Genomic DNA, 22373 nt, shown 5'->3' with positions numbered 1-22373 from the left:
CGCTTACCCTGCTTGAATATACCCGGCAAAAAGGGCAATCGGATGCGTATTGCATGCCTTGGTGGCGGTCCTGCGGGCCTCTACTTTGCGATCTCGACAAAGCTGCGGATGCCCGACGCGGACTTGACCGTGTTCGAGCGGAATAAGCCAGATGATACCTTTGGCTGGGGCGTCGTCCTGTCGGATGAGACGCTGGATAATCTTGCCGCCAATGACCCCGTCTGCGCCGCTGAAATCCGCACGCATTTTGCGTATTGGGATGACATCGCCTTGCATCATCAGGGGCAAAGGCTGGTGTCCAGCGGCCACGGCTTTTGCGGGATCGGGCGCAAACGCCTGCTGTTGATCCTGCAAAAACGAGCTGCAGAGCTGGGCGTTGATCTGCGGTTTGAGACAGAGGTGGGCGCCGCATCCGACTACATGAATGACTTTGAAGTCGTCGTCGCCTGCGACGGGCTGAATTCGAAAACACGAATGGAGTTTGCGGAGGCTTTTGAGCCCGATATCGATGTCCGCAAATGCCAGTTTGTCTGGCTGGGGACGCATCAGAAATTCGACGATGCGTTCACCTTCATTTTTGAGAAAACCGACAAAGGCTGGATTTGGGTCCACGCCTATCAGTTCGATGACCAGACCGCGACATTCATCGTGGAATGCGGTCAGGACACATTCGACGCCTACGGCTTTGGCGAGAAAAGCCAGCAGGAAACCATCGCGATCTGCGAGGATATCTTTCGCGATTATCTTGGCGGTCACCGGCTGATGACCAATGCCAATCACATTCGCGGCTCCGCCTGGATCAGGTTCCCCCGCGTTCTGTGCAAGACCTGGAGCCACAAGAACGTGGTGCTTCTGGGCGATGCGGCGGCGACGGCCCATTTCTCCATCGGGTCTGGCACCAAGCTGGCACTGGAAAGCGCGATTGCGCTGGCCGACAGCCTGACAACCGCGACCTCCATCCCACAGGCCTTTGCAGAGTACGAAGAAAGGCGGAGACTTGAGGTGCTGCGCCTGCAATCGGCGGCCCGCAATTCGGTCGAATGGTTCGAGGATGTGGAGTGTTACCTGGACCTTGATCCGATCCAGCTGAATTATTCCATGTTGACCCGGTCACAGCGGATCAGCCATGAAAACCTGCGGGAACGGGACCCGACATGGCTGGCTTCGGCTGAACGATGGTTCATGGAACAGGCGGGTGCCACGGTTCAGGGTCAGCCGCGTCCGCCTATGTTTGCGCCGTTGAAACTGCGCGAGATGGAATTGAAAAACCGGATCGTTGTGTCGCCCATGGCCCAATACAAGGCCGTCGATGGCTGCCCGACCGACTGGCATCTGATCCATTACGGCGAACGGGCGAAGGGCGGCGCGGGGCTCGTCTTTACCGAAATGACCTGTGTGTCGGCCACGGGGCGCATCACGCCTGGATGCCCCGGTCTGTATGATCCTGCGCATGAGGCCGCATGGGCGCGGCTAAACCAGTTCATCCACACCGAAACAGAAGCCAAAACCTGCTGCCAGATCGGCCATTCCGGGCGCAAGGGGTCCACACGTATCGGCTGGGAAGGGATGGATCAACCTTTGGCCGATGGCAACTGGCCGTTGCTCTCGGCCTCCGACATACCCTGGTCAGCAGACAATGCGGCGCCAAAGGCGATGGATCGCGCCGATATGGACGCGATCACTGCTCAGTTCGTGGCGTCCGCCCAAATGGCCGACCGGGCAGGCTTTGACATGATCGAACTGCACGCCGCACATGGCTATCTGATCTCGTCCTTCATCTCGCCGCTGTCCAACATCCGCTCGGACGAATACGGCGGAAGCCTCGAAAACCGGATGCGCTACCCGCTTGAGGTGTTTCAGGCGATGCGCGCAGTCTGGCCTGCGGCCAAGCCTATGTCAGTACGCATTTCCGCCAATGATTGGTGCGGCGATGACGGTATTACGCCCGATGATGCCGTGATGATCGCCAAGATGTTTGCCGGGGCGGGGGCCGATATCATTGACGTGTCCGCCGGACAAACCTCAACCGATGCCGAACCGGTCTATGGCCGCATGTTCCAGACCCCGTTTTCCGACCGTATCCGGAACGAAGCGGGGATCAGGACGATGGCCGTGGGCAATATCTACGAGGCGGATCACGTCAATTCGATCCTGATGGCGGGCCGGGCCGATCTGGTGTGCCTCGCACGGCCCCATCTGGCCGATCCCTACTGGACACTGCACGCAGCGACACAACTGGGCGACCGGCAGGAAAACTGGCCGCGCCCTTACGAGGCGGGGCGCGATCAGGCGTGGCGGCTGGCCGACCGTGATGCAGAAATGGCGGACAAGGTATGACCCATGCGATTGTCACAGGCGGCGGCACAGGGGTAGGAGCAGACATCGCCCAACGCTTGGCGAAGGCGGGCTACACTGTCACGGTCATGGGCCGGTCGGAAAAACCGCTGCAATCGCAAGACCTGCCGTACCAGATTTGCGATGTGACAGATCGCGATGCGGTGAAACGGGCATTTGATGCGGCAAGGGCTGATAATGGCCCAATAGACGTGATCGTCGCCAATGCCGGTGCCGCACACAGCGTACCGTTCGCCAAGATGACGCCCGACGATCTGACCGCGATGCTGGACGTGAACCTGACCGGCGTCTTCAACGTCTGGCAAGAGGCGCTTCCGGATATGAAAGCCGCAGGTGCCGGCCGGATGATCGCCATCGCCTCCACCGCCGGGCTGAAAGGATACCCCTACGTATCCGGCTATTGCGCCGCCAAGCATGCCGTTGTCGGCCTGACACGCGCCTTGGCCATCGAACTGGCGGCCACCGGGATCACAGTCAACGCGATCTGCCCGGGTTTCATCGAAACACCGATGCTGGACCGGTCCATTGCAAACATCGTCAGCAAGACCGGCATGACCGAAGAAGACGCCGCCAAATCCCTCACAAAAGGCAACCCGCAGCGCCGGTTTATCCAGACCGACGAAGTTGCCGAAACCGTGCTGTGGCTCTGTTCCGATGCAGCGCGGTCGGTCAACGGTCACGCGCTCAGCATCTCTGGCGGGGAAATCTGATGGCCGAACGCGCAGCATCCGCTGACAGCACACCATCGAAAGAACGGCTGCGGCTGTGGCTACGCCTGCTCAAAGCCAGCCGCGGGATAGAGACGACATTGCGCGAGAATTTCCGCGCGGAGTTCGGCACGACACTGCCCCGCTTCGATGTCATGGCGGCCCTGTCACGCTATGAGAACGGCCTGAAGATGAGCGAGCTTTCCAGCGTCCTGCGGGTGTCTAACGGCAATGTCACAGGCATCGTGGACCGGTTGTCGGATGATGGCCTGCTGGTCCGCATCGCCGTTCCTGGCGACCGCCGTGCATCGCTCGTGCGGTTGACCCGGCGCGGGCAGGAGGAGTTTGCAAGGCAAGCTGCAGCGCACGAGGCCTGGGTGAACGCGATGTTCAGCGATTTCACCGCGTCAGAGGCGCAGGATATCGGCCAGCGGCTGGAACATCTGCAACATGGCCTGCAAACCGGAAGGGATTGACGATGCGTACCGACGTTCAGCACTTCAAATGTGACATCGCGGACGGGATCGCGACCGTCGCCCTTGACCGGCCGGAACGCAAGAACCCCCTGACCTTCGAAAGCTATGCCGAACTGCGCGACTGGTTTCGCGATCTACATTATGCCGATGACGTGCAGGCGGTCATTTTTGCGTCGAACGGGGGCAACTTCAGCTCTGGCGGTGACGTGCATGACATCATCGGCCCACTGACGAAGATGACGATGAAGGAGCTGTTGACCTTCACTCGGATGACCGGCGATCTGGTCAAGACCATCGTGAATTGCGGCAAACCGGTGATCGCGGCCATTGACGGAGTCTGTGTCGGGGCCGGCGCGATTATCGCCATGGCATCCGACTTGCGGATTGCGACGTCGGAGGCGAAGACAGCGTTTCTGTTCACCCGTGTCGGGCTGGCAGGCTGCGACATGGGAGCCTGTGCGATCCTGCCGCGGATCATCGGACAGGGCCGTGCGGCGGAATTGCTTTATACCGGGCGATCCATGACCGCCGAAGAAGGCCGTGCATGGGGATTCTACAACAAGGTTGTGGCGGCTGATACGCTGGATCAGGAGGCCGCAGCACTTGCCGCCCGCCTTACCGCCGGACCGAACTTCGGGCATATGATGACCAAGACCATGCTGGCGCAGGAGTGGTCGATGTCCATCGAACAGGCAATCGAGGCGGAGGCGCAAGCGCAGGCGATCTGCATGCAAACGGCCGATTTCAAGCGCGCCTATGACGCATTCGTCGCCAAGGAAAAACCGATATTCGAGGGTGATTGATGGCAGACCGATCCTTTCTTGACTGGCCCTTTTTCGATGATCGGCACCGGGACCTCGCCAACCGACTGGACGTCTGGTGCGCGGACAATCTGGTCGGCATTGACCACAGCGACACCGACGCAGCCTGCCAGGCGCTGGTTGCGGCCCTGGGTGACGGCGGCTGGTTGCACCATGCCGCGAGTGACCCGGACGGGACCGGTACGCTGGATGTCCGCACCCTGTGCCTGATCCGGGAAACGCTCGCCCGGCACGATGGCCTGGCCGATTTCGCCTTTGCAATGCAGGGGCTTGGCACCGGGGCCATATCGCTGTTCGGCAGCCCGACGCAGCAGCAAGAATGGCTCCCAAAGGTCCGCGCGGGCAAGGTGATTTCCGCCTTCGCCCTGACCGAACCGCAATCGGGATCGGATGTTGCCAATTCCACCATGACCGCCACACCAGACGGCGACAGCTATGTGCTGAACGGTGAAAAGACATGGATCAGCAATGGCGGGATTGCGGATGTCTACACCGTCTTCGCACGGACAGGCGATGCACCGGGCGCGCGGGGACTGTCCGCCTTCATCGTGCCCGCCGGAGTTCCCGGCTTTGACATCGCGGCCCGGATCGACACAATCGCGCCGCACCCGCTGGCCACGTTGCGCTTCACCGATTGCCGGGTGCCGCGCGATGCCATGATCGGGGCCAGTGGTGCAGGCTTCAAGATCGCGATGTCGGTGCTGGATGTGTTTCGGCCCAGTGTAGGGGCTGCGGCCCTTGGCTTTGCACGGCGGGCATTGGACGAGGCACTGTCGCGGATCAAAACCAGACATATCGGCGGTGCACCCTTGTCCGATCTGCAGATGGTGCAGGGTCATATCGCCGACATGGCCGTCGATATCGACGCCAGTGCACTATTGATCTACCGGGCGGCCTGGGCCAAGGATAGCGGTGCGCCAAGGATCACGCGCGAGGCGGCGATGGCCAAACTCTTTGCCACCGATCAGGCGCAAAAGGTGATCGACCGGGCCGTGCAATTGCATGGCGGCGATGGGGTGCGGTCGGGCGAGACGGTGGAAAGACTCTACCGCGAAATCAGGGCGCTGCGGATTTACGAAGGCGCGTCGGATGTGCAGCGGGTGATCATCGCCCGCCAGACCATGGGGCAATGACGGAGGTGCAGCGATGTTAACAGCCAGCATCCACACAGATACCTTTACACGCGACAACCTGCCGCCCCTGGATCAATGGCCGGACTTCCTGCTGGACGGATTTGACTATCCCAAACAGCTGAATGCGGCGGTCGAACTGACGGACGCCATGGTCGCCAAAGGGTTCGGCGATCACACCGCGCTGATCGGAAACGGCCGCAGACGCACCTACAAGGAACTTGCCGACTGGACCAACCGGCTGGCCCATGTGCTGGTCGAGGATCTGGGCGTGCAGCCCGGCAACCGTGTGCTGATCCGCTCGGCCAACAACCCGGCCATGGTGGCCTGCTGGCTGGCCGCGACCAAGGCCGGGGCGGTCGTGGTGAACACCATGCCGATGCTGCGCGCTGCAGAACTGGGCCAGATCATCGACAAGGCCGAGATCAGCCATGCGCTCTGCGATACGCGGCTGATGGACGAAATGGCGGCCTGTGCGGCGGACAGCCGATACCTGCGGCACGTCACCGGCTTTGACGGGACATCCAATCACGATGCCGATCTTGACCGACTCGCACTGGAAAAACCGGTCAGGTTCGAGGCCGCAAAAACTGGGCGTGACGATGTGGCGCTTCTCGGCTTCACTTCGGGCACGACGGGGTCGCCCAAGGCGACGATGCATTTCCATCGTGATCTGATGATCATCGCTGACGGCTACGCGAAAGAGGTGTTGGGCGTTACGCCTGATGATGTTTTTGTGGGCTCGCCGCCGCTGGCCTTCACCTTCGGGCTGGGTGGTCTGGCGCTGTTCCCCCTGCGGTTCGGGGCGACGGCCACGCTTTTGGAAAACGCGTCACCGCCCAACATGATCGAGATCATCCAGAAATACAAAGCAACGATCTGCTTCACCGCGCCGACAGCCTACCGCGCCATGCTTGCCGCCATGGAAGAAGGCGCCGACCTCAGCAGTCTGCGCGCGGCGGTGTCCGCCGGTGAAACGCTGCCCGCGCCGGTCTATGCCAACTGGATCGCCAAGACAGGCAAGCCGCTGCTGGACGGGATTGGGGCGACCGAAATGCTGCATATCTTCATCTCCAACCGCTTCGATGATCACCGGCCCGCGTGTACGGGTCGCGTTGTGACCGGATACGAGGCCAAGGTCATCGATACAGACGGCGTGGAACTGCCCGTCGGGCAGGTGGGTCGCCTCGCGGTGCGCGGCCCCACCGGCTGCCGTTATCTAAAGGACCCCCGGCAGATCGATTATGTGATCGACGGCTGGAACGTGACCGGCGATGCCTTTGTCATGGACGATGACGGCTATCTGCATTTCGCCGCGCGCAATGACGACATGATCGTGTCGTCCGGCTACAACATCGCCGGGCCAGAGGTCGAGGCGGCGCTGCTGTCCCACCCTGCGGTGGCGGAATGCGCGGTGATCGGCGTGCCGGATGAAGAGCGTGGGATGGTCGTGCAGGCCCATGTGGTTCTGGCTGAAGGCGACGCCAGCGCAGACACAGCGAAGATGCTGCAGGACCATGTGAAGGCCACCATCGCGCCTTACAAATATCCGCGCGACATCCGTTTTGTCGCATCACTGCCCAAGACGGCGACAGGCAAGATCCAACGCTATCTGCTGAAACCAAAGGGGTGATCGGTTGGATTTCACATTTCCCCAGAAGATCCTGTTCAAACACTGCGACCCTGCCGGGATCGTGTTCTACCCGCGCTATTTCGAGATCATCAATGATTGTATCGAGGCGTTTTTCGACCGGGTCGGATTTCCGTTCGAACAACTGCACCCGCAGGCCGCCGTGCCCACCGCGCAGATCGAAACCCGCTTTACCGCGCCCAGCCGCCATGGCGACCACCTTGATCTGGCGCTGACCGTCACACGGATCGGTAAAACCAGTCTTGGCCTTGAATGTATCGGGCAGGCGGGCGATGAGCGGCGCTTTGTGGCGCGTTCGACCCTCGTCCATGTCGGCCCGAAGGGCCGCCCGCAAAACTGGCCTGACGACATGCGCGCGGCCTTCACCCCCTATCTTCGGAGCACGCCATGACAAACCAGATCATTCAGCCGGACGGATGGGCTCCGGCCAAGGGCTATGCCAACGGTGTCCTGGCGCCGGACGGGACGCTCTATATCGGCGGTCAGATCGGCTGGGGCGCGGATCAGGTGTTTCAGTCGCATGACTTCATCGGGCAAATGGAACAGGCGCTGCGCAATATCGTGGCCGTCGTCGAGAAAGCTGGCGGCCGGACCGAGGATATCACGCGCCTGACTTGGTTCGTCATCGACAAGACAGAATACCTGCAGCGCCAGCGCGAGGTGGGCGAGGTGTATCGCCGGGTGCTGGGCCGCCATTTCCCGGCGATGTCGATGCTGGTCGTCGCCGGACTGATCGAAGATGACGCCTTGCTTGAGATCGAGGCGACAGCCCACATCCCGCACAACCGATAAGTCCGACAGCGCCTAGTGATTGTCGCGCGGCATATGTTTGCGGGCAATATCCTTGTAGTCAGGCGCATCCTGTAGGGTCATGCCCTCGCTGAGTGGCTGGACCATGCCCCGGAAATACTGCTGCCACGGTGATTGGCTGGCAGGGATTGGATATCCGCCAGCGGCCATCAACGCCTCCTTGCGCGCCTGCAATTCGGTGTCAGAAATCAGGATATTCGCGGTGCAGGCCTTCAGGTCGATGCGCACCATGTCGCCAGTTTGCAGCACCGCCAGCCCGCCATTATCCGCAGCCTCGGGTGAGGCGTTCAGGATTGATGGCGACCCCGAGGTGCCCGATTGCCGTCCGTCGCCGATGCAGGGCAGGGCCTGAACACCCTGTTTCAACAGGTATGACGGGGCGCGCATATTCACAACCTCGGCAGCACCGGGATACCCCTTGGGTCCGGCGCCGCGCATCACCAGAATACAGTTTTCGTCGATACTCTCAGCCGGGTCATCAATGCGGTGATGATAGTCCTCTGGCCCGTCAAAAACGACAGCGCGGCCTTCAAAGGCCTCCGGATCGTCCGGGTTGGACAGATAGGTCTTGCGAAAGGCCGGGCTGATCACACTGGTTTTCATGATCGCACTGTCGAACAGATTACCCTTGAGGTTGATGAAACCGGCGGCAACTTTCAGCGGATCAGCAACGGATTTGATCACATCGTCATTTGTCGAACCGGTGGTGGCGCAGTTCTCGCCCATGCCCTTCCCATTGGCCGTGATGGCATCCGGGTGCGGCAGCAGGTCCGCCACCAGCAGCGCGTTCACCACGGCGGGAACCCCGCCTGCCCGGTGAAAATCCTCGCCCAGATATTTGCCAGCGGGTTGCAGATTGACCAAGAGCGGGATGTCATGCCCCAGCTTTTGCCAATCGTCATTGTCGAGCGGCACACCCAGATGGCGGGCAACTGCATTGAGATGGATCGGCGCATTGGTCGATCCGCCAAGGGCAGAATTGATCACAATCGCATTTTCAAACGCGGCGCGGGTCATAATGTCGGATGGGCGCAGATCCTCCCACACCATATCGACAATGCGCTTTCCGGTTTCATAGCTGATCTGCCCCCGTTCCCGGTAGGGGGCCGGAATGGCGGCAGCATACGGCAATTGCATCCCCAACCCCTCGGCCAGCGAATTCATCGTCGTGGCGGTGCCCATGGTGTTGCAATAGCCCACGGACGGGGCAGAGGCGGCAGCGATTTCCATGAACTGGGCATCGGTGATCTCGCCGGCTGCCAGTCTTTCACGGGCCTTCCAGATCACGGTGCCCGACCCGGCCCGTTCACCTTCAAACCAGCCATTCAGCATGGGACCGACTGACAGGGCGATGGCCGGGATGTTGACCGTCGCTGCCGCCATCAAAAGGGCGGGTGTCGTCTTGTCACAACCAATTGTAAGGACCACGCCGTCAACCGGATAGCCAAACAGCGTTTCAACCAGCCCCAGGTAAGCCAGATTGCGATCCAGACTTGCGGTCGGGCGCTTGCCTGTCTCCTGAATAGGATGCACTGGCATTTCCAGCGGTACACCGCCTGCAGCAATAATCCCGTCGCGCACCCGCTTGGCCAGTTCAATGTGATGACGGTTGCAGGGACTCAGATCGCTCCCGGTCTGAGCAATGGCGATGATCGGCTTGCCGGACTGCAACTCTTCCCGGGTCAGGCCGTAATTCAGATACCGCTCCAGATACAGTGCGGTCATTTCCGGATTATCGGGATTATTAAACCACTGACGAGAACGCAGGTCTTCGGGGCGAATTCTGGACAATGGCGGATCCTCTCATGCAAGCGGTGACATTGCGTTGATCATACCAAAAGGCGCGCTTTGGCAAGGGATGATCTGTCTTTCAACATAAAGATACGCCAGCGGTGCGGTATACCCAACCGCTCCGACGGGAAATATCAAGCCAACGTGTATTGCTCCGATACTGACCCTGTGATGAGATTGGCAGCACAGATGCGTCAACCGATCAGGAGCGGACCCACCAATGCGCGTTTCGCGACGGATAATCATCGGCGGCGGCTTGGCCATAGGCGCCGTGACGGTTGCAGGTATCGCAAATCCAAATCTGTTTTACAGCCTGCTGGCACAACAGGTCCAAGGTGGCACACTGTCAGCGCCAGAAGCACACGCCGCCACATTGGCAGGCGACATCACCCTGATCGATATCCGGCGGCCCGACGAATGGTCCGCAACAGGAAGCGGAGAGGGCGCGCACCGGCTTGATCTGCGCCGCGCTGATTTTGCCGACGAATTGGCAAAGCTGACAGGTGGCAACCGGGATGCGCCGATTGCCCTGATCTGCGCGCGCGGCGTGCGCTCCTCGCGGCTTGCCAATCGGCTGACCGAAGCAGGGTTCACCCAAATCATCGACGTGCCGGAAGGGATGCTTGGGTCAGCCGCCGGTCCGGGATGGCTTGCCCGGGGCTTGCCGGTTGTGACGGACAACTAAGCCCAGCCCTACTCTGCAGCAATATGGCTTGAGGCTTCCAATGCCCGCGCGGCATGGCGACGCTCAACCATGGCGCGGCGAATGATCGGGGGCGCATTCAAGCCCTCTGGCGTGCCCATATGGCGGGCCGACCAGCGGCGGGCCGACAGGTCCACACCGCTGAGCGCTGACAGGGGGATCGCCCCGGCCAAGCTCAGTGCGATGGGCAAAAGCCACAAAGTCACCAACCCTTGCGACATCCCGAAAAGCGCACCGAACCCCAGCACAGTCTCGAACCAATGAAACTTGGCCATTGTGCCCAAAGCATAATGACCGCCACGCCGGTTCTGCGGCAGCCAGCTTTGACGCTGCCCGAGGAATTTCATCACCACCGCCTTGGTCTGCTGCACCATCAAAACCGGGGCGTAAGCGATGGACAGGACGATCTCCAGCGACAGCGATGTCAGAAACTGCCAGAACCCGCCAAGGTCGCTCAACCGCAACCCGGCCTTGTGAATGACGCCAGCACCAAGCACCTTGGGGGCCAACAACATCGCATACATGAAAGCCAGGATCATCAGGCTGTTGCCGGTGGTCATCGACGGCCAGTTCACCTGCGCATCAAACCCGCTGAAATACTTGACCACATTGTCCTGTTCGCCGTTCCCGACAAGGGCCCAGATGATCAGCAGGGTGAACCAAGCGGGCGACATCAGATATCCCATGGCCCCGCTGACCAGATGAAACCGCGACATGGCGTGAAACCCGCGGGAGGACAGCAGACTCAGATGCTGCAGATTACCCTGACACCAGCGGCGATCCCGCAAGATGTAGTCAATCAGCGTGGCGGGCACCTCTTCGTAGCTGCCCTGGACACGCGGCAGAAACCGCACCGCCCAACCGGCGCGGCGCAGCAGGCCAGCCTCAACAAAATCATGGCTCAGGATCAGTTCGCCCTCGCCGCGCCTTGATCGCATCCGGGGCAGGCCAGCACAGGATGCAAAGGCGCGGGTGCGAATAATCGCATTGTGTCCCCAGTAGTTGCCTTCCTGATCGGTCCAGCGGCTCAGCCCCTCTGCCAGAGGCGCGCCATAGACCCGGTTTGAGAACTGCTGGACACGGGCAAAAACAGTGCGCGCACCGAAGATCGTGGGGAAAGACTGGATCAGACCGGCGGCGGGATCAGCTGCCAACGCATCCGTCAGGGCGACGATGGCATCGCCACTCATCAGGCTGTCGGCATCCAGCACAAGCATCGCCTGATAGCAGCCACCCCAGCGTTCCACCCAATCCGCCAGATTGCCAACCTTGCGGTCGGTATTCACAGCCCTGCGGCGATAATAGACCTGCGTGCCCGCCGGAAGGCGTGATCGTAGGTTAAAAAATGCACGTTCCTCGACCTCTGCCGCAGCGGCATTCTGGGTGTCCGACAGGATGAACAGCGCATAATCATGCGCACCGCCATTTTCGGCCAGCGCCAGCATCATGGCAGCGGCATTGCCAAATACATCCGCTGGAACCTCATTATAAACCGGCACCAACAGCGCCACCTTCTGCGATGGCAGTGGCGTTTGCACGGTCTGCCGGGCATGGCCCAGAAACAGGCTGCTGATCCCCACAAGCGTGGTCGACAGCGACAGGGCGATCCAGAAAAAGGTGACAGTGATCAGCCCGATGATGGCATATTCAAGCGGGTAAAGCCCCGCCATCGCAAACCAGTCCACGATCATCGACACGACGATGCCGGTGATCAGAACAGCCGGACCGAAGGCCAACACACGCCACCAGCGCGTGGCGCGGCGGTCCATGGCACCGGGTGCCGATAGATCGCGGTGCGGCCTGTTCAGCATCTGGATCGGGCGCGCCAGCGGAACCTCTGGCGGCATCATATGGGTGCGCGTCATGCCGTCCATCGATACAACCACACTTCTGTCAATCGCTGCCCGTCCTTGAGGATTTGTGCCCGCAGCTCGACCAGCTTCGCATCACCGGGCAGAATGCTGAAATTGACGCGTAAGCCACCCGTTCCCGGGTTGTGCTGCAGCACCGGCGGCGACACCTCGCCTGCTGAACCACGCAAGATGACGGTCAAGTCATCGAAGGGCCCCTCAAGGTCAGGATGGGGTGCAAAGTCGATGGCAAACACCGTCTTGATCTGGTCAAACCCCTTGCCCACGCGGGTGTTGATAACCCGGGCCACATCGGGCAGCCCATCAGGGTCGCTGCCCCATTCCATCTGGTAGGCGAAATCCTGACGCTCGCCTGCAATCATCGGGGTGCGGGGGCGCCAATAGGCAACGATATTGTCGTAAATCTCGCGATCAGCCGGGATCTCGATCAGCTCGACGGCGCCTTCCCCCCAGCTATCACCCGGCGTGATCCAGAGTGAGGGGCGCGCCTCGTAATGCGCCTCAAGATCGGCATAGCTTTCGGGGTCGCGGTCCCGCTGCATCAGGCCGAAACCCTGCGGATCCTTGTCAATAAATGCACTGATCTCAACGTTCTTGGGGTTCGCCAATGGGCGCCAGATACGCTCTCCGTTACCATTGACGATCAGCAGGCCTTCGCTGTCATGAACCGCCGGGCGAAAGTCGTCAAAGCGATGGCGATTGGTTTCATCAAACAGGAACATCGAGGTCAGCGCACCTAGGCCCACATGGGTCAAATCAACGCGGGGGAACAGCGTGGCGGCTACCTGCATCCGGGTCGTGTCACCATGGGTGATGATGAACTGATAGGCCCCCGTCACCGATGGGCTGTCGAGCAAGGCGTGAACCACGAATGACGTCGTACCCGGTTCCGGTGCCTCCACCCAAAAATCGGTGAAATCGGGAAACTCCTCACCCGCTGGATCAGCCGTGCGCAAGGCGAGACCACGGGCCGAGATCCCATAGGTCTGACCGTTTCCGATGGCGCGGAAATAGCTTGCCCCTTGAAAGACCACAAATTCCTCAAAAATGCCCGACTGCTTGAGTTCCGCCCGCATCCGCAGGCCCGCGTAGCCCATCGTGTCATCAACCGGCAGATCGGGAAAATCGGCCGTCGTATCAAAAAGCGAAAGATCATAGGGCAGGGCACGCGCCTCACCATCCTCGACCAGATGTATGGTAGTGGGGCGCTCAACGTATAGCCCAGCCGTGAACAGGTCCAGCTTCAGCGGACGGTCCGTACCGTTCCAGATCGCTTTTTTCTCGTTGAACCAGATATGCTGGAACAGATCATAATCCAACGTGCGCCAACCCTCCGGGATCAGGGGGCGGGCGATATAGTTTTCCTGCGATTTCTGTAGGGCATGCTGGATCAACCAATCACGCGAAAAGGCTTGCGTCTGCTGCGCGCGCGCGGGTCCCACAGGCAATGTCGCAGCGGCCATCAGGGCCAGAACTGTACGGCGATCCATCATGCTTTGGCCGCTCCTCTCCAAGGCTGGCCCTTGAACCAGGCTGCGGCATAGGCCGTTGCAAGGATGATCGCAAAGCCCGCGACATTGACCATCGCAATCGGCAGCGGGTCACGGCCCGTCTGATCAATCACGAAACCCAGAAGGCGCGACAACACGACCGTTGTCAGGAATACAGCCAGCGATTGCTGCCCAACCTTGGTGATCAAGGTCACGATCCCGCGCCACAATCTGGCCAGGATCGACGTTCCTGTCGCCACGATATTGCGGCCCTGCGGGCCGGCAATCGCCCAGCCGAAATAGGCCACCGCCAGAAAGTGAATGTAGCGCAGCACACCTTCATCGGTCTTTGAAATCCACATCCGGTTCTCGGCGCGCCACGGGTTCACCCAGTCAAAGCCCAGTTCACGCACAGCCACGGTTGAGACCATGAAACCACTAATCAGAACGGCAGCCACCAGAACAATCATCCACAGATTGATGGGCGGAGCCGGGATCCAGCCGCTCATCAGGGCGAAACCGGTAAAGAAGATAAGCTGCCAGGTGAAGGGGTTGAAAAACCACTCACGATCCGACCAGGGTTCGGCAAGTAAACTGATCTGCAGCCAGCCGATGCCAAGCCAGTCCAGCAGTGCGCCCTGACCCAGAAACCATACGACGCTCACAAACGCGGCCACCAGCCACAGATTGATTTTGGCCAAAGCCATGACAATGGGAACCATCAGCAGGATCATCATATACATGGGCAAAATATCGAAGAAGTTCGGCACATAGGTCAGCGTGAACAGACCCGCCAACTGCTCGGGTGTCTCGTTAAAGAACCGCCCCAGGTTCAGCGAACCGATATAGGATTTGTCAAAATTGCCATAGGTATCGAATGCAGCGAGCGCCATGGCGGTCAGCAGAAACGTGGCAATATGGGCCCAGTAAATCTGCCAGACGCGAAATCCGATGCGCGCTGTGCCCAAAACCCAGCCGCGTCGCTGATATGTGCGACCAAAGGCAACGGCAGATGCCATGCCCGAACAGAAAACAAAGATTTCGGCGGCATCCGACAGGCCAAACCGGGCCGGAATCCACTGGTTCCACCAATTGCCCGGCGTATGCGCCATCAGGATAATGAACATCGCCAACCCGCGATAGAAATCAAGTCGCGGATCGCGGATGGTCTGTGTGGGAAGCGCGCCAGATGCAGTCATATGTGACGTCTTTTCAACTCTACCAACTGTTGGTCGCACCTCAGGATGCGGCAACCCGCGCTGCATCACCCGCCGCACGCCGCCCATCCGCGATCAGCTTCTGCCGCGCGGCGGCATAGCCGTCAATACGTCCATTGCGCAGCTTGGTGCGCTTGGCCAGCACGGCTTCTGCTTCATCAAGGAAACCGGCGCGAATGCCGCTGTCGATGGTCAGACGTTCAAATACATCGCGCTGGGCATGGCTGCCGCCGGCCCCCTGCAGATCGGCATTGGCCCGTGCGAGATTGATAAACGCGGTTTCGAACTTGGCCTCACCAAAGGCCTCCAGCCCGATCGCGGCGGCAAGCCCCGGGACGGCCATCGCCTTTTGCATGTCCGTCCGGCTTTCCTTGGCATCGCGGTGCAGACGGCCCATCATCGTGGTGATCGCGTTGTGCCGCTGATCACCCACAAGGGCCAGAAGATAGTGCAGGTCAGCAAAGATCAAGCAGCCATCCTCGGTCCGGTTGGCAGACAGATCGGCCAGTTCTTCCCACCGGTCGCCCACATCAATACCATCCAGCTCCAGACGGCTGAGCAGGGATGTCGCGTTCGAGATGTCGCGGTAATCATCCGTCTTGTCCTTGCGAATCTGCTGATCATAGAGGTCCAGCACCACATCAACCTCACCCAGATCAAGATGCATCAGCGCCTTGTGCCACCACACATGGTAACGAAAATTGTTGCAATGCGCCCAGGCCTCTTCACGCCCGGACAACCACTTGATCCCACCGGCGGCATCGGCTGTCATGTCATGGACATGGGCCACCGCGTGCAGCCCCCAGGCATCATCAGGGGCCAGCAAAAGGCCCTCGCGCCCGGCGATCTGGGCGCGGTTGTATTCGCCGGTTTCTTCCAGTGTGAAGGCATGACAGCCCAGCAGATATCCGTATCCAGGATGGGTATTGGAATAGGCTGGCAAGACCTGTTCGACCATGCGCCGCATGCCGATATTGTCACCCAGAACAAAGCGCAACGCATGATCCAGTTTCATGGCCAGCGTATCTGTAGGGTTGTCGGCCAATGCGGCTTCAAAATGGCGCAGGGCGGCTTTTGGCTGGCCCGTCATCCAGTCGCGTAAGGCGTGCAGGAAATAGGCCTCTCGCTTGCTGGCGGGCATGGCACTATGGGCTGCCTCTGCGGCTTCAAACGCCTCTTGCGCTGTCGCCAACAGCTCCTTGCGGCCCAGCAGAATATAGAACATCGCTTTGACGGCATGACCAAGGGCAAATTGCGGCTCAGCCGTCAGCGTTTCACCAAGATGAGTCGGCGTCGTGGCACCATGTGCAAGAAACGCAAGCTGCGTCCGATTCCAGCTTTCCAGGGCCTGCGCGTTCGAAATCGTCGTATCCTGCCCGAAAATATCCTGCATCATGTGTCAATCTCTCCTGTGTCCCAATGTCGGTAGCAGCCTCTCGTGAAAGACACACCACACAGACCCGTGATTGACGAACCTGTCATAAGTGTTTCAAAGAAGATTAACGTTTCTTATCAGGGCTTTATTTTCAGCCGCTGCAAAACCTCGGCAGTATCCTGCCCAAGGCCGGGCGGTGCCCGCCGATAAGTGACCGGGGTTGCTGAAAATTTCAGCGGATTGCCGATCAAACGCACAGCCCCGGTATCGGCATCATCGCAAGCAACGGTCACGGCCATCTCCCTTGCCGCGACCTGATCAGAGGCAAAGACCTGATCAAGCGTCTGCACAGGCCCCACCGGCACGCCGCACCCTTCAAGGCCTTCAATCACATCAGCCATTTTCAATGCAGCCAATGGCGGCACCAGCGCATCAATCAACGCCTCGCGGTTGTTCAGACGGGCGCTGTTTGCTGCAAATCGTGGATCATCCGGGAGCGTATCAAGCCCCAGAAATCCACAAAAGCGGCGGAACTGGCTGTCATTGCCCACCGCCACAATGACATGGCCGTCAGCTGTGGCGAAAACCTGATAGGGCGCGATATTCGGGTGCCCGTTGCCGCGCCGGATCGGGCGCTTGCCGGTCGTCAGATGACTGGTGCCCTCGTTGATCAGCCAGGCAATCTGGCTATCGACCAGTGACAGGTCGATATGCTGTCCTTCGCCGGTCTGATCGCGGTGTCGCAACGCCGCCAGAATGCCAACGCTCGCATACATCCCGCACATCACATCGGCGATGCCGACCCCCACCTTCATCGGCTGGCCATCCGGCTCACCCGTCAGCGACATGATCCCGCCATAGCCCTGCGCCATCAGATCATAGCCGGGCTTGTGGGCATTCGGCCCGGTCTGGCCATAGCCCGAGATTGAACAATAGATCAGTGCGGGATCAGCCGCGCAGAGCGTGGCGGCATCCAGCCGGTATTTCGCCAACCCGCCCGGCTTGAAATTCTCGATCACGATATCGGATTGCGCAGCCAGTTGGCGGATGGTTTCCTGCCCCTCATCTGTCGCAATATCAACGGCCACCGATAGCTTGTTGCGGTTGGCACACAGGAAATAAGACGACAGATCAGTCGGCGCGCCATCCCTGCCGGTGACAAAGGGCGGCCCCCATGTGCGCGTGTCATCCCCGCCATTGGGGTTCTCGATCTTGATGATCTCTGCCCCCAGATCGCCCAGCAACTGGGTGCAGGTCGGCCCTGCCAGAATACGGCTCAGATCCAGTACACGAACACCATCCAGCGGTCCCATATCAAATCCGTCCGTCATAGGCTTGGCGGTCAATTTCGGCCGCAATCAGGGTGAAACTATCAGCCTGCAAGGCCTCTTCCAATGCGTTGGACAAAGCTGTGCGGTCACGGACCGTCACACCATTGCCACCAAACGCACGACCAATTGCGGCGTAGTCATGCGTGCCAAAATCGACGCCTGTATTGTCCATCTGCCTCTGGCGCTGCTTCAACTCAATCAAGGCAAGCGAGGCATCGACAAAGACAACAAAGATCGTGTTTTGACCCAGTTCGGCCGCCGTCGCTAATTCGCCTGCGACCATCAACAGCCCCGCATCACCCGAAAAACTGACGACCGGGCGGTCGGGTGCCGCGATCTTGGCCCCCATCGCCAGTGGCACGGCACATCCCATGGTGCATAGACCTGATGATTGCAGCAATGTGCGCGGGGCAGGGCAGGTCCACATCTGCGACAACAAAATACGATGCGCGCCGCTATCGACAGTCGCAATCGTTTCGGGCGGCAGGACGGTGCGGCAGGTATCAATGACAGCCCCCGGACCCCAGTCCTCATCCACCGGAAAGGCCTGCGCCAACTGGTCCTTCAACGCGGAAATTTGGCCGTCAGCCCATGTCTCGCGTGGGGCAACATCCGCACCCAATGCAACCAAGGCCGCACCGGTATCGGCGATAAAGCTCAACCCTGCCTGATGCATGTAGTGGTGGTTCGGGGCCGCATGGATATCGATTACCCGCTGCGCCGCTGGGTCCCAGGCATTCTGCCAGCCCGTGCGCATCTCAATCGGGTCATAACCTACCAACAGGATCAGGTCCGCCTGAGCCAGAAACGGCAATAGATGACGATCCGCCAGTGGCGACAGACCCGCACCACCAAGCGCGTGCGCATGATCCTCTGGCAGAACGCCCTTGGCTTTGTAGGTGGTGATGACCGGCACATGGAATGTATCGGCAAACTCGCGCAAGGCATCCTCTGCCCCGTCCTTTAGCACATCAAGACCGGCGACAATGATTGGACGCTGCGCCTCTGCCAGCCACGTGCGGGCGGTCACAAGGTCCGCACCGCTGGGGGCAACCGGGCTTGCCGTCACCCGGCCGACGTGCAGCGGGCGGGCAGGGGCGTCGGCTACGGAAATGGGGACATCAATATGCACCGGCCCGGCCCGGCCCTCGGTGGCGATACCCACGGCCTTGTCGGCGATCACGCCACAGGCCTCGGCATTCAGCGTGAATGTGGCCTTGGTGATCGGCTCAAAAACCTTGCGATGATCCAGCACCTGATGGGTATAGGTTTCTGCCTCTGCGGCATCAACACACCCGGTCAGCACGATCAGTGGCACACGATCCTGCTCGGCATTGGCGATCACATTGACGCCGTTCATGGCCCCTGGCCCGACCGTGGCGACCAGAATGGCCGGGGCACTATCGACGTGATGCACACCTTCGGCCATGAAACCGGCGGCATTTTCATGCTTGGTCAGTACAAAGCGAATGCCCGCCTTTTCCAGCGCATCAATCAGGGTCAGCACTTCACCCCCCGGCATCCCAAAGGCAAACCGGCACCCGGCCGCATATAGACGGCGCGCCAGAATATCAGCTGCGCGAAGTGTTTCCTGCATATCGTGTCCCTGTCGGTGTCGTGTCAGCGGGTGGCAGCGGTGGCGATGGCGTCAAAGACGGCATCCAATTCTTCCGCAGCTACCATCAGGTCTGCGGTGGCGTCCAGCGCATAGGGCTGAAAGACAAAACTGGGCTGTTTGTATGATAGGGTCGCCGTGCCGTCGGGTTCTTCGGTCAGGTAGAAGCGCACAGGTGCCTCAATCATTGCAGGAACCGAAGCCTCCAGAATACGAACAGCGTAAAGGTTATTGAACACACCAACGACGCGATTTTCAGGGATCGTGATACCCCGGGCCCGGGCGGCACCGGTCGGACCCGCCTGTGTGACAACGGCCAGACCGTTTTCACGCACCGCTACTTTCAAATCGTCCAGCAGATCGTCAAAGCCTTTATCGGTCGCCATGACAACCCAGCCTTCGCGCGGTGTGACGGATTGCGCGGTTGCAGGCAACGCCGCCAGAATAGCCATGATCAAAATAAGAAATCGCAAGGGTCCACACCTGTCATCTTCACTTTGCTTGGCCATAGCGCAAAACAATGTTGCAGTGTTTCAATTAGATGTGTCGAAGACAAAAAAAGAGAGGCCGGATCGGCCTCTCTCATAATTGTCGTGATCTGGCTGCCCTAGTTCGTGGCCTTGGTCGTGTAGCAATCCGATCGGACCTGCACACAGATCTGCGTCGCACGGGAATCGCTCACTGGACCAACGGCCACACTGACAAGCGACCCGCTTGCTGAAAAGCGCGGCGTCAGACCGGCCAGGGCACTTGCATTGCTTTGCGATACACTCGCCCAGTGGCGACGGGCAGCCTCTTCAGACCCGAAGGCACCCAGATAGGCAAAATGCGTGCCGCCAGCAGGGGCCGGTTGGGTCGCAACCTCCAAGGCCGCACGCACATCAGCCTGAATTCCGCCACCTGCCGCAGGCGTGGCTGCCCGGGATGAGATACCGGCCGAATTCTGCGTCTGCAGCCGGGGCACATTCACCGCGTTGCTCAGCGATGCATCGTCAAGGCGGATATTCTCCATCCGGTCACGCAGGCTGCGCGTGATGCGGCGGGTATCGACCGCGTTGTTGACGATGCGCGGCGTGATCAGGATCAGCAATTCGGTCTGGTCCCGTGTCCGCGACTGACGCCCAAACAGGGCACCAATGATCGGCTGGCGCGCCAGCCCCGGAACACCGGCGCTGCCGCTGGTGCTGCGATCCTCGAACAAACCACCCAAGGCAATCGTCTCACCACTATCCACAGCGACCGAACTTGAGATCGTACGCTGCGAAATGATCGGGTTGCCGGTCGAGGCATCGGTTTCACCGATTGTGCTGACCTCTTGCTGGATGTTCAGCACGACAGAGCCAGACGAGTTGATGCGCGGTGTGACCTCAAAGATCACTCCGGTATCGCGGAACTCAACGGTAGAGACAAAGACCTCCGGATTGTTGTTGGCATCCTGCGCCGTCTGCACCGAAATCGGCACCTGATCCCCAACCACAAGGCGGGCGGATTCGTTGTTCAGGATCATCAGATTGGGGGATGACACGACATTCACGGTCGTCACATCATCCAGCGCATCAATAATCACCGATGGGCTGGCGACGTCAAAGACCGCGCTGAAACCGGGGACCTCGGCCGCGATGCCAGTGCTGGCATTCGAACGGGTCAAACCATAGGTATCCCCGCCATCCTCAAAGAAATACTGCACGCCATAGCGCAGCTCGTCATTCAGCGACACTTCGACAATGGTTGCCTCGACCAATACCTGCCGGGGTGGCACGTCCAGCCGGTGCAACATACCCAGAACGCGCTGATATTCATCATGCGTGCCATGGATCAGCAAAGTGTTGGTTGCTTCGCTCGCCACAATCCGGGTTGCGTTGGTGTTCTGATCAAAACCGCCCCCATCAAAGCTGGCACTCACCACCTCCGCATCGGCAGACGCGCCAGTTTCGACCTCGATCCCCAGAATTTGCGACAGGGTAGGGGCGATGTCCGCCGCACGCGCATATTTCATGTCATAGGAATAGACCTGCGCGTCGTTCAGACCCTCTTGGGTCAAACGGCGGATCCAGACGGCGACATTCTCCAGCGCGCTGGGCGTCTTGGCGACGGCCAGGATGGAATTGTTTTCGGGGATCACCTCGAACACGACAATGGGTTCAAAGCTTTCATCGGTCTCAACGACCAGATCAAGACCGTTCACAATAGACTGGGCCGAACGCCCCCGGATCGGAAAGACACCAACGGACCGGTTGGCCAGCCAGTTGACGTCAAAGCTGGTGATCGTGTCCTGCCATGCGCGCTGATCGGCAGATGTGCCGGCAAGAACGATGATGTTACGCTGGGCATCAATGCCTACGATGTTGGCACCCGCAAACGGTTGCAGGATCGTGGCCATTTCCTGCGCCCCGATATGGCGCAATGGAATAACCCGCAGGGAATAGCCCATGGGCACATCACGGCCAACAGATGCACCGATGCTCAGATCACCGGACAGGGGCACGATGGCAAAGGTATCGCCACGGCGGACCAGCGCGGCATTGTTCTGCTTCAGCGCCAGTTCAAAGACCTCAATGGCCGTGGTGCGGCTGATCGGCTGGCTTGAGCGGATGTTCACTGTGCCCTGCACATTCGGATCCAGCACATAGTTTTCGCGCAGAAGCTCACCCAGAATGGCGGCTGCGGCCTCTGCGATGGTGACATCGACCAGGTTCAGCGACACGGTGCGTTCGCCGGAACTGTTCACAAAATCGCTGTCGCGGAAAAGGGGCTGGCGACCGGGATAGATCGTGCCATCGCCCGCCTGCACCAATTGGCCGTCTGTCACGCGGCCTTCACGCCGCTGACCAGCCTGGCCATCGCCGCCACCAAGGATGGTGCGGGCACGCCAACTTTCCAAGGCAGTGGGCGCATTTTCATCACGAGAGATCAGGTCATCACAACCCGTCAAAAGCGCAGCCGCAGCCACGCAAAGCATAAACTTGTTCATCATCTGCCTCAATCGTCTGCGCCCGGATGTACCCCCGGTGCGCCCTGCTTTTTGCATTA

At 60.0% G+C, this 22373-nt stretch carries 18 protein-coding genes; 9 read left to right on the top strand and 9 right to left on the bottom strand.

Going from position 1 to position 22373, the window contains the following annotated elements:
- Positions 1-42 precede the first annotated feature (42 nt).
- The 8 genes from ACFWW2_RS09765 to ACFWW2_RS09730 are packed head-to-tail and all read left to right on the top strand — an operon-like array spanning position 43 to position 7932.
- Positions 43-2337: a bifunctional salicylyl-CoA 5-hydroxylase/oxidoreductase gene (locus tag ACFWW2_RS09765; RefSeq protein ID WP_393927835.1), complete on the top strand. Its 2295-nt coding sequence runs from the start codon at positions 43-45 to the stop codon at positions 2335-2337.
- Entirely contained in the window at positions 2334-3065 is a 732-nt protein-coding gene (locus ACFWW2_RS09760; RefSeq protein WP_393927834.1) for an SDR family NAD(P)-dependent oxidoreductase, read from the top strand. The genes ACFWW2_RS09765 and ACFWW2_RS09760 overlap by 4 nt, the downstream gene beginning before the upstream one ends.
- Positions 3065-3538 carry a MarR family winged helix-turn-helix transcriptional regulator gene (locus ACFWW2_RS09755; protein WP_393927833.1) on the top strand — a complete coding sequence of 158 codons (474 nt, stop codon included), beginning with the start codon at positions 3065-3067 and terminating at the stop codon, positions 3536-3538. Before ACFWW2_RS09760 ends, ACFWW2_RS09755 begins: the two co-directional genes overlap by 1 nt.
- Positions 3539-3540: 2 nt before the next feature.
- Positions 3541-4341 carry an enoyl-CoA hydratase family protein gene (locus ACFWW2_RS09750; RefSeq protein ID WP_393927832.1) on the top strand — a complete coding sequence of 267 codons (801 nt, stop codon included), beginning with the start codon at positions 3541-3543 and terminating at the stop codon, positions 4339-4341.
- Complete coding sequence (locus ACFWW2_RS09745) at positions 4341-5492, top strand: acyl-CoA dehydrogenase family protein (RefSeq protein WP_393927831.1); 1152 nt, start codon at positions 4341-4343, stop codon at positions 5490-5492. The genes ACFWW2_RS09750 and ACFWW2_RS09745 overlap by 1 nt, the downstream gene beginning before the upstream one ends.
- A 13-nt stretch (positions 5493-5505) precedes the next feature.
- On the top strand, positions 5506-7122 hold the full coding sequence (locus ACFWW2_RS09740; protein WP_393927830.1) for an AMP-binding protein: 1617 nt from the start codon (positions 5506-5508) through the stop codon (positions 7120-7122).
- Between the two features lie 4 nt (positions 7123-7126).
- On the top strand, positions 7127-7531 hold the full coding sequence (locus tag ACFWW2_RS09735) for an acyl-CoA thioesterase (protein ID WP_393927829.1): 405 nt from the start codon (positions 7127-7129) through the stop codon (positions 7529-7531).
- Positions 7528-7932, top strand: a complete 405-nt coding sequence (locus tag ACFWW2_RS09730) for a RidA family protein (RefSeq protein WP_393927828.1) — start codon at positions 7528-7530, stop codon at positions 7930-7932. Before ACFWW2_RS09735 ends, ACFWW2_RS09730 begins: the two co-directional genes overlap by 4 nt.
- A 12-nt stretch (positions 7933-7944) precedes the next feature.
- On the opposite strand, the gene ACFWW2_RS09725 is transcribed toward ACFWW2_RS09730, so the two are convergent.
- A complete protein-coding gene (locus ACFWW2_RS09725) occupies positions 7945-9741 on the bottom strand; it encodes an IlvD/Edd family dehydratase (protein ID WP_393927827.1) in 1797 nt (598 codons plus the stop codon).
- Between the two features lie 220 nt (positions 9742-9961).
- Between ACFWW2_RS09725 and ACFWW2_RS09720 the strand changes: the two genes are divergently transcribed.
- Entirely contained in the window at positions 9962-10426 is a 465-nt protein-coding gene (locus ACFWW2_RS09720) for a rhodanese-like domain-containing protein (protein WP_393927826.1), read from the top strand.
- An 8-nt stretch (positions 10427-10434) separates the two neighbouring features.
- On the opposite strand, the gene mdoH is transcribed toward ACFWW2_RS09720, so the two are convergent.
- From mdoH to gspD, 8 genes are all read right to left on the bottom strand, one after another.
- Complete coding sequence (gene mdoH, locus ACFWW2_RS09715; RefSeq protein ID WP_393927825.1) at positions 10435-12309, bottom strand: glucans biosynthesis glucosyltransferase MdoH; 1875 nt, start codon at positions 12307-12309, stop codon at positions 10435-10437.
- Complete coding sequence (locus tag ACFWW2_RS09710) at positions 12306-13808, bottom strand: glucan biosynthesis protein (protein ID WP_393927824.1); 1503 nt, start codon at positions 13806-13808, stop codon at positions 12306-12308. The genes mdoH and ACFWW2_RS09710 overlap by 4 nt, the downstream gene beginning before the upstream one ends.
- Positions 13805-15004, bottom strand: a complete 1200-nt coding sequence (locus ACFWW2_RS09705; RefSeq protein WP_393927823.1) for an OpgC family protein — start codon at positions 15002-15004, stop codon at positions 13805-13807. Before ACFWW2_RS09705 ends, ACFWW2_RS09710 begins: the two co-directional genes overlap by 4 nt.
- Before the next feature lie 40 nt (positions 15005-15044).
- The gene (locus ACFWW2_RS09700; protein ID WP_393927822.1) at positions 15045-16418 is read right to left on the bottom strand and encodes a tetratricopeptide repeat protein; all 1374 of its coding nucleotides are present in this window, start codon (positions 16416-16418) and stop codon (positions 15045-15047) included.
- A 116-nt stretch (positions 16419-16534) separates the two neighbouring features.
- The gene (locus tag ACFWW2_RS09695) at positions 16535-17728 is read right to left on the bottom strand and encodes a CaiB/BaiF CoA transferase family protein (RefSeq protein WP_393927821.1); all 1194 of its coding nucleotides are present in this window, start codon (positions 17726-17728) and stop codon (positions 16535-16537) included.
- Positions 17712-19325 carry a thiamine pyrophosphate-binding protein gene (locus tag ACFWW2_RS09690; protein ID WP_393927820.1) on the bottom strand — a complete coding sequence of 538 codons (1614 nt, stop codon included), beginning with the start codon at positions 19323-19325 and terminating at the stop codon, positions 17712-17714. Before ACFWW2_RS09690 ends, ACFWW2_RS09695 begins: the two co-directional genes overlap by 17 nt.
- A 23-nt stretch (positions 19326-19348) precedes the next feature.
- On the bottom strand, positions 19349-19816 hold the full coding sequence (locus ACFWW2_RS09685; protein WP_393927819.1) for a DUF302 domain-containing protein: 468 nt from the start codon (positions 19814-19816) through the stop codon (positions 19349-19351).
- Between the two features lie 134 nt (positions 19817-19950).
- Positions 19951-22314, bottom strand: a complete 2364-nt coding sequence (gene gspD / locus ACFWW2_RS09680; RefSeq protein WP_393927818.1) for a type II secretion system secretin GspD — start codon at positions 22312-22314, stop codon at positions 19951-19953.
- Positions 22315-22373: the final 59 nt, after the last annotated feature.

This window comes from Yoonia sp. R2-816, from assembly GCF_046762905.1.
Lineage (GTDB): Bacteria > Pseudomonadota > Alphaproteobacteria > Rhodobacterales > Rhodobacteraceae > Yoonia.
The sequence above is the reverse complement of the archived record's forward strand: the minus strand, read 5'-3'. Positions and strand labels throughout refer to the sequence as shown.

What these genes read in the sequence shown, in the direction of transcription:
- ACFWW2_RS09765 (WP_393927835.1), top strand. Translation starts at nt 43, where the DNA reads ATGCGTATTGCATGCCTTGGTGGCGGTCCTGCGGGCCTCTACTTTGCG.
- ACFWW2_RS09760 (WP_393927834.1), top strand. Translation starts at nt 2,334, where the DNA reads ATGACCCATGCGATTGTCACAGGCGGCGGCACAGGGGTAGGAGCAGAC.
- ACFWW2_RS09755 (WP_393927833.1), top strand. Translation starts at nt 3,065, where the DNA reads ATGGCCGAACGCGCAGCATCCGCTGACAGCACACCATCGAAAGAACGG.
- ACFWW2_RS09750 (WP_393927832.1), top strand. Translation starts at nt 3,541, where the DNA reads ATGCGTACCGACGTTCAGCACTTCAAATGTGACATCGCGGACGGGATC.
- ACFWW2_RS09745 (WP_393927831.1), top strand. Translation starts at nt 4,341, where the DNA reads ATGGCAGACCGATCCTTTCTTGACTGGCCCTTTTTCGATGATCGGCAC.
- ACFWW2_RS09740 (WP_393927830.1), top strand. Translation starts at nt 5,506, where the DNA reads ATGTTAACAGCCAGCATCCACACAGATACCTTTACACGCGACAACCTG.
- ACFWW2_RS09730 (WP_393927828.1), top strand. Translation starts at nt 7,528, where the DNA reads ATGACAAACCAGATCATTCAGCCGGACGGATGGGCTCCGGCCAAGGGC.
- ACFWW2_RS09720 (WP_393927826.1), top strand. Translation starts at nt 9,962, where the DNA reads ATGCGCGTTTCGCGACGGATAATCATCGGCGGCGGCTTGGCCATAGGC.
- mdoH (WP_393927825.1), bottom strand. Translation starts at nt 12,309, where the DNA reads ATGACGCGCACCCATATGATGCCGCCAGAGGTTCCGCTGGCGCGCCCG.
- ACFWW2_RS09710 (WP_393927824.1), bottom strand. Translation starts at nt 13,808, where the DNA reads ATGATGGATCGCCGTACAGTTCTGGCCCTGATGGCCGCTGCGACATTG.
- ACFWW2_RS09705 (WP_393927823.1), bottom strand. Translation starts at nt 15,004, where the DNA reads ATGACTGCATCTGGCGCGCTTCCCACACAGACCATCCGCGATCCGCGA.
- ACFWW2_RS09700 (WP_393927822.1), bottom strand. Translation starts at nt 16,418, where the DNA reads ATGATGCAGGATATTTTCGGGCAGGATACGACGATTTCGAACGCGCAG.
- ACFWW2_RS09695 (WP_393927821.1), bottom strand. Translation starts at nt 17,728, where the DNA reads ATGACGGACGGATTTGATATGGGACCGCTGGATGGTGTTCGTGTACTG.
- ACFWW2_RS09690 (WP_393927820.1), bottom strand. Translation starts at nt 19,325, where the DNA reads ATGCAGGAAACACTTCGCGCAGCTGATATTCTGGCGCGCCGTCTATAT.
- gspD (WP_393927818.1), bottom strand. Translation starts at nt 22,314, where the DNA reads ATGAACAAGTTTATGCTTTGCGTGGCTGCGGCTGCGCTTTTGACGGGT.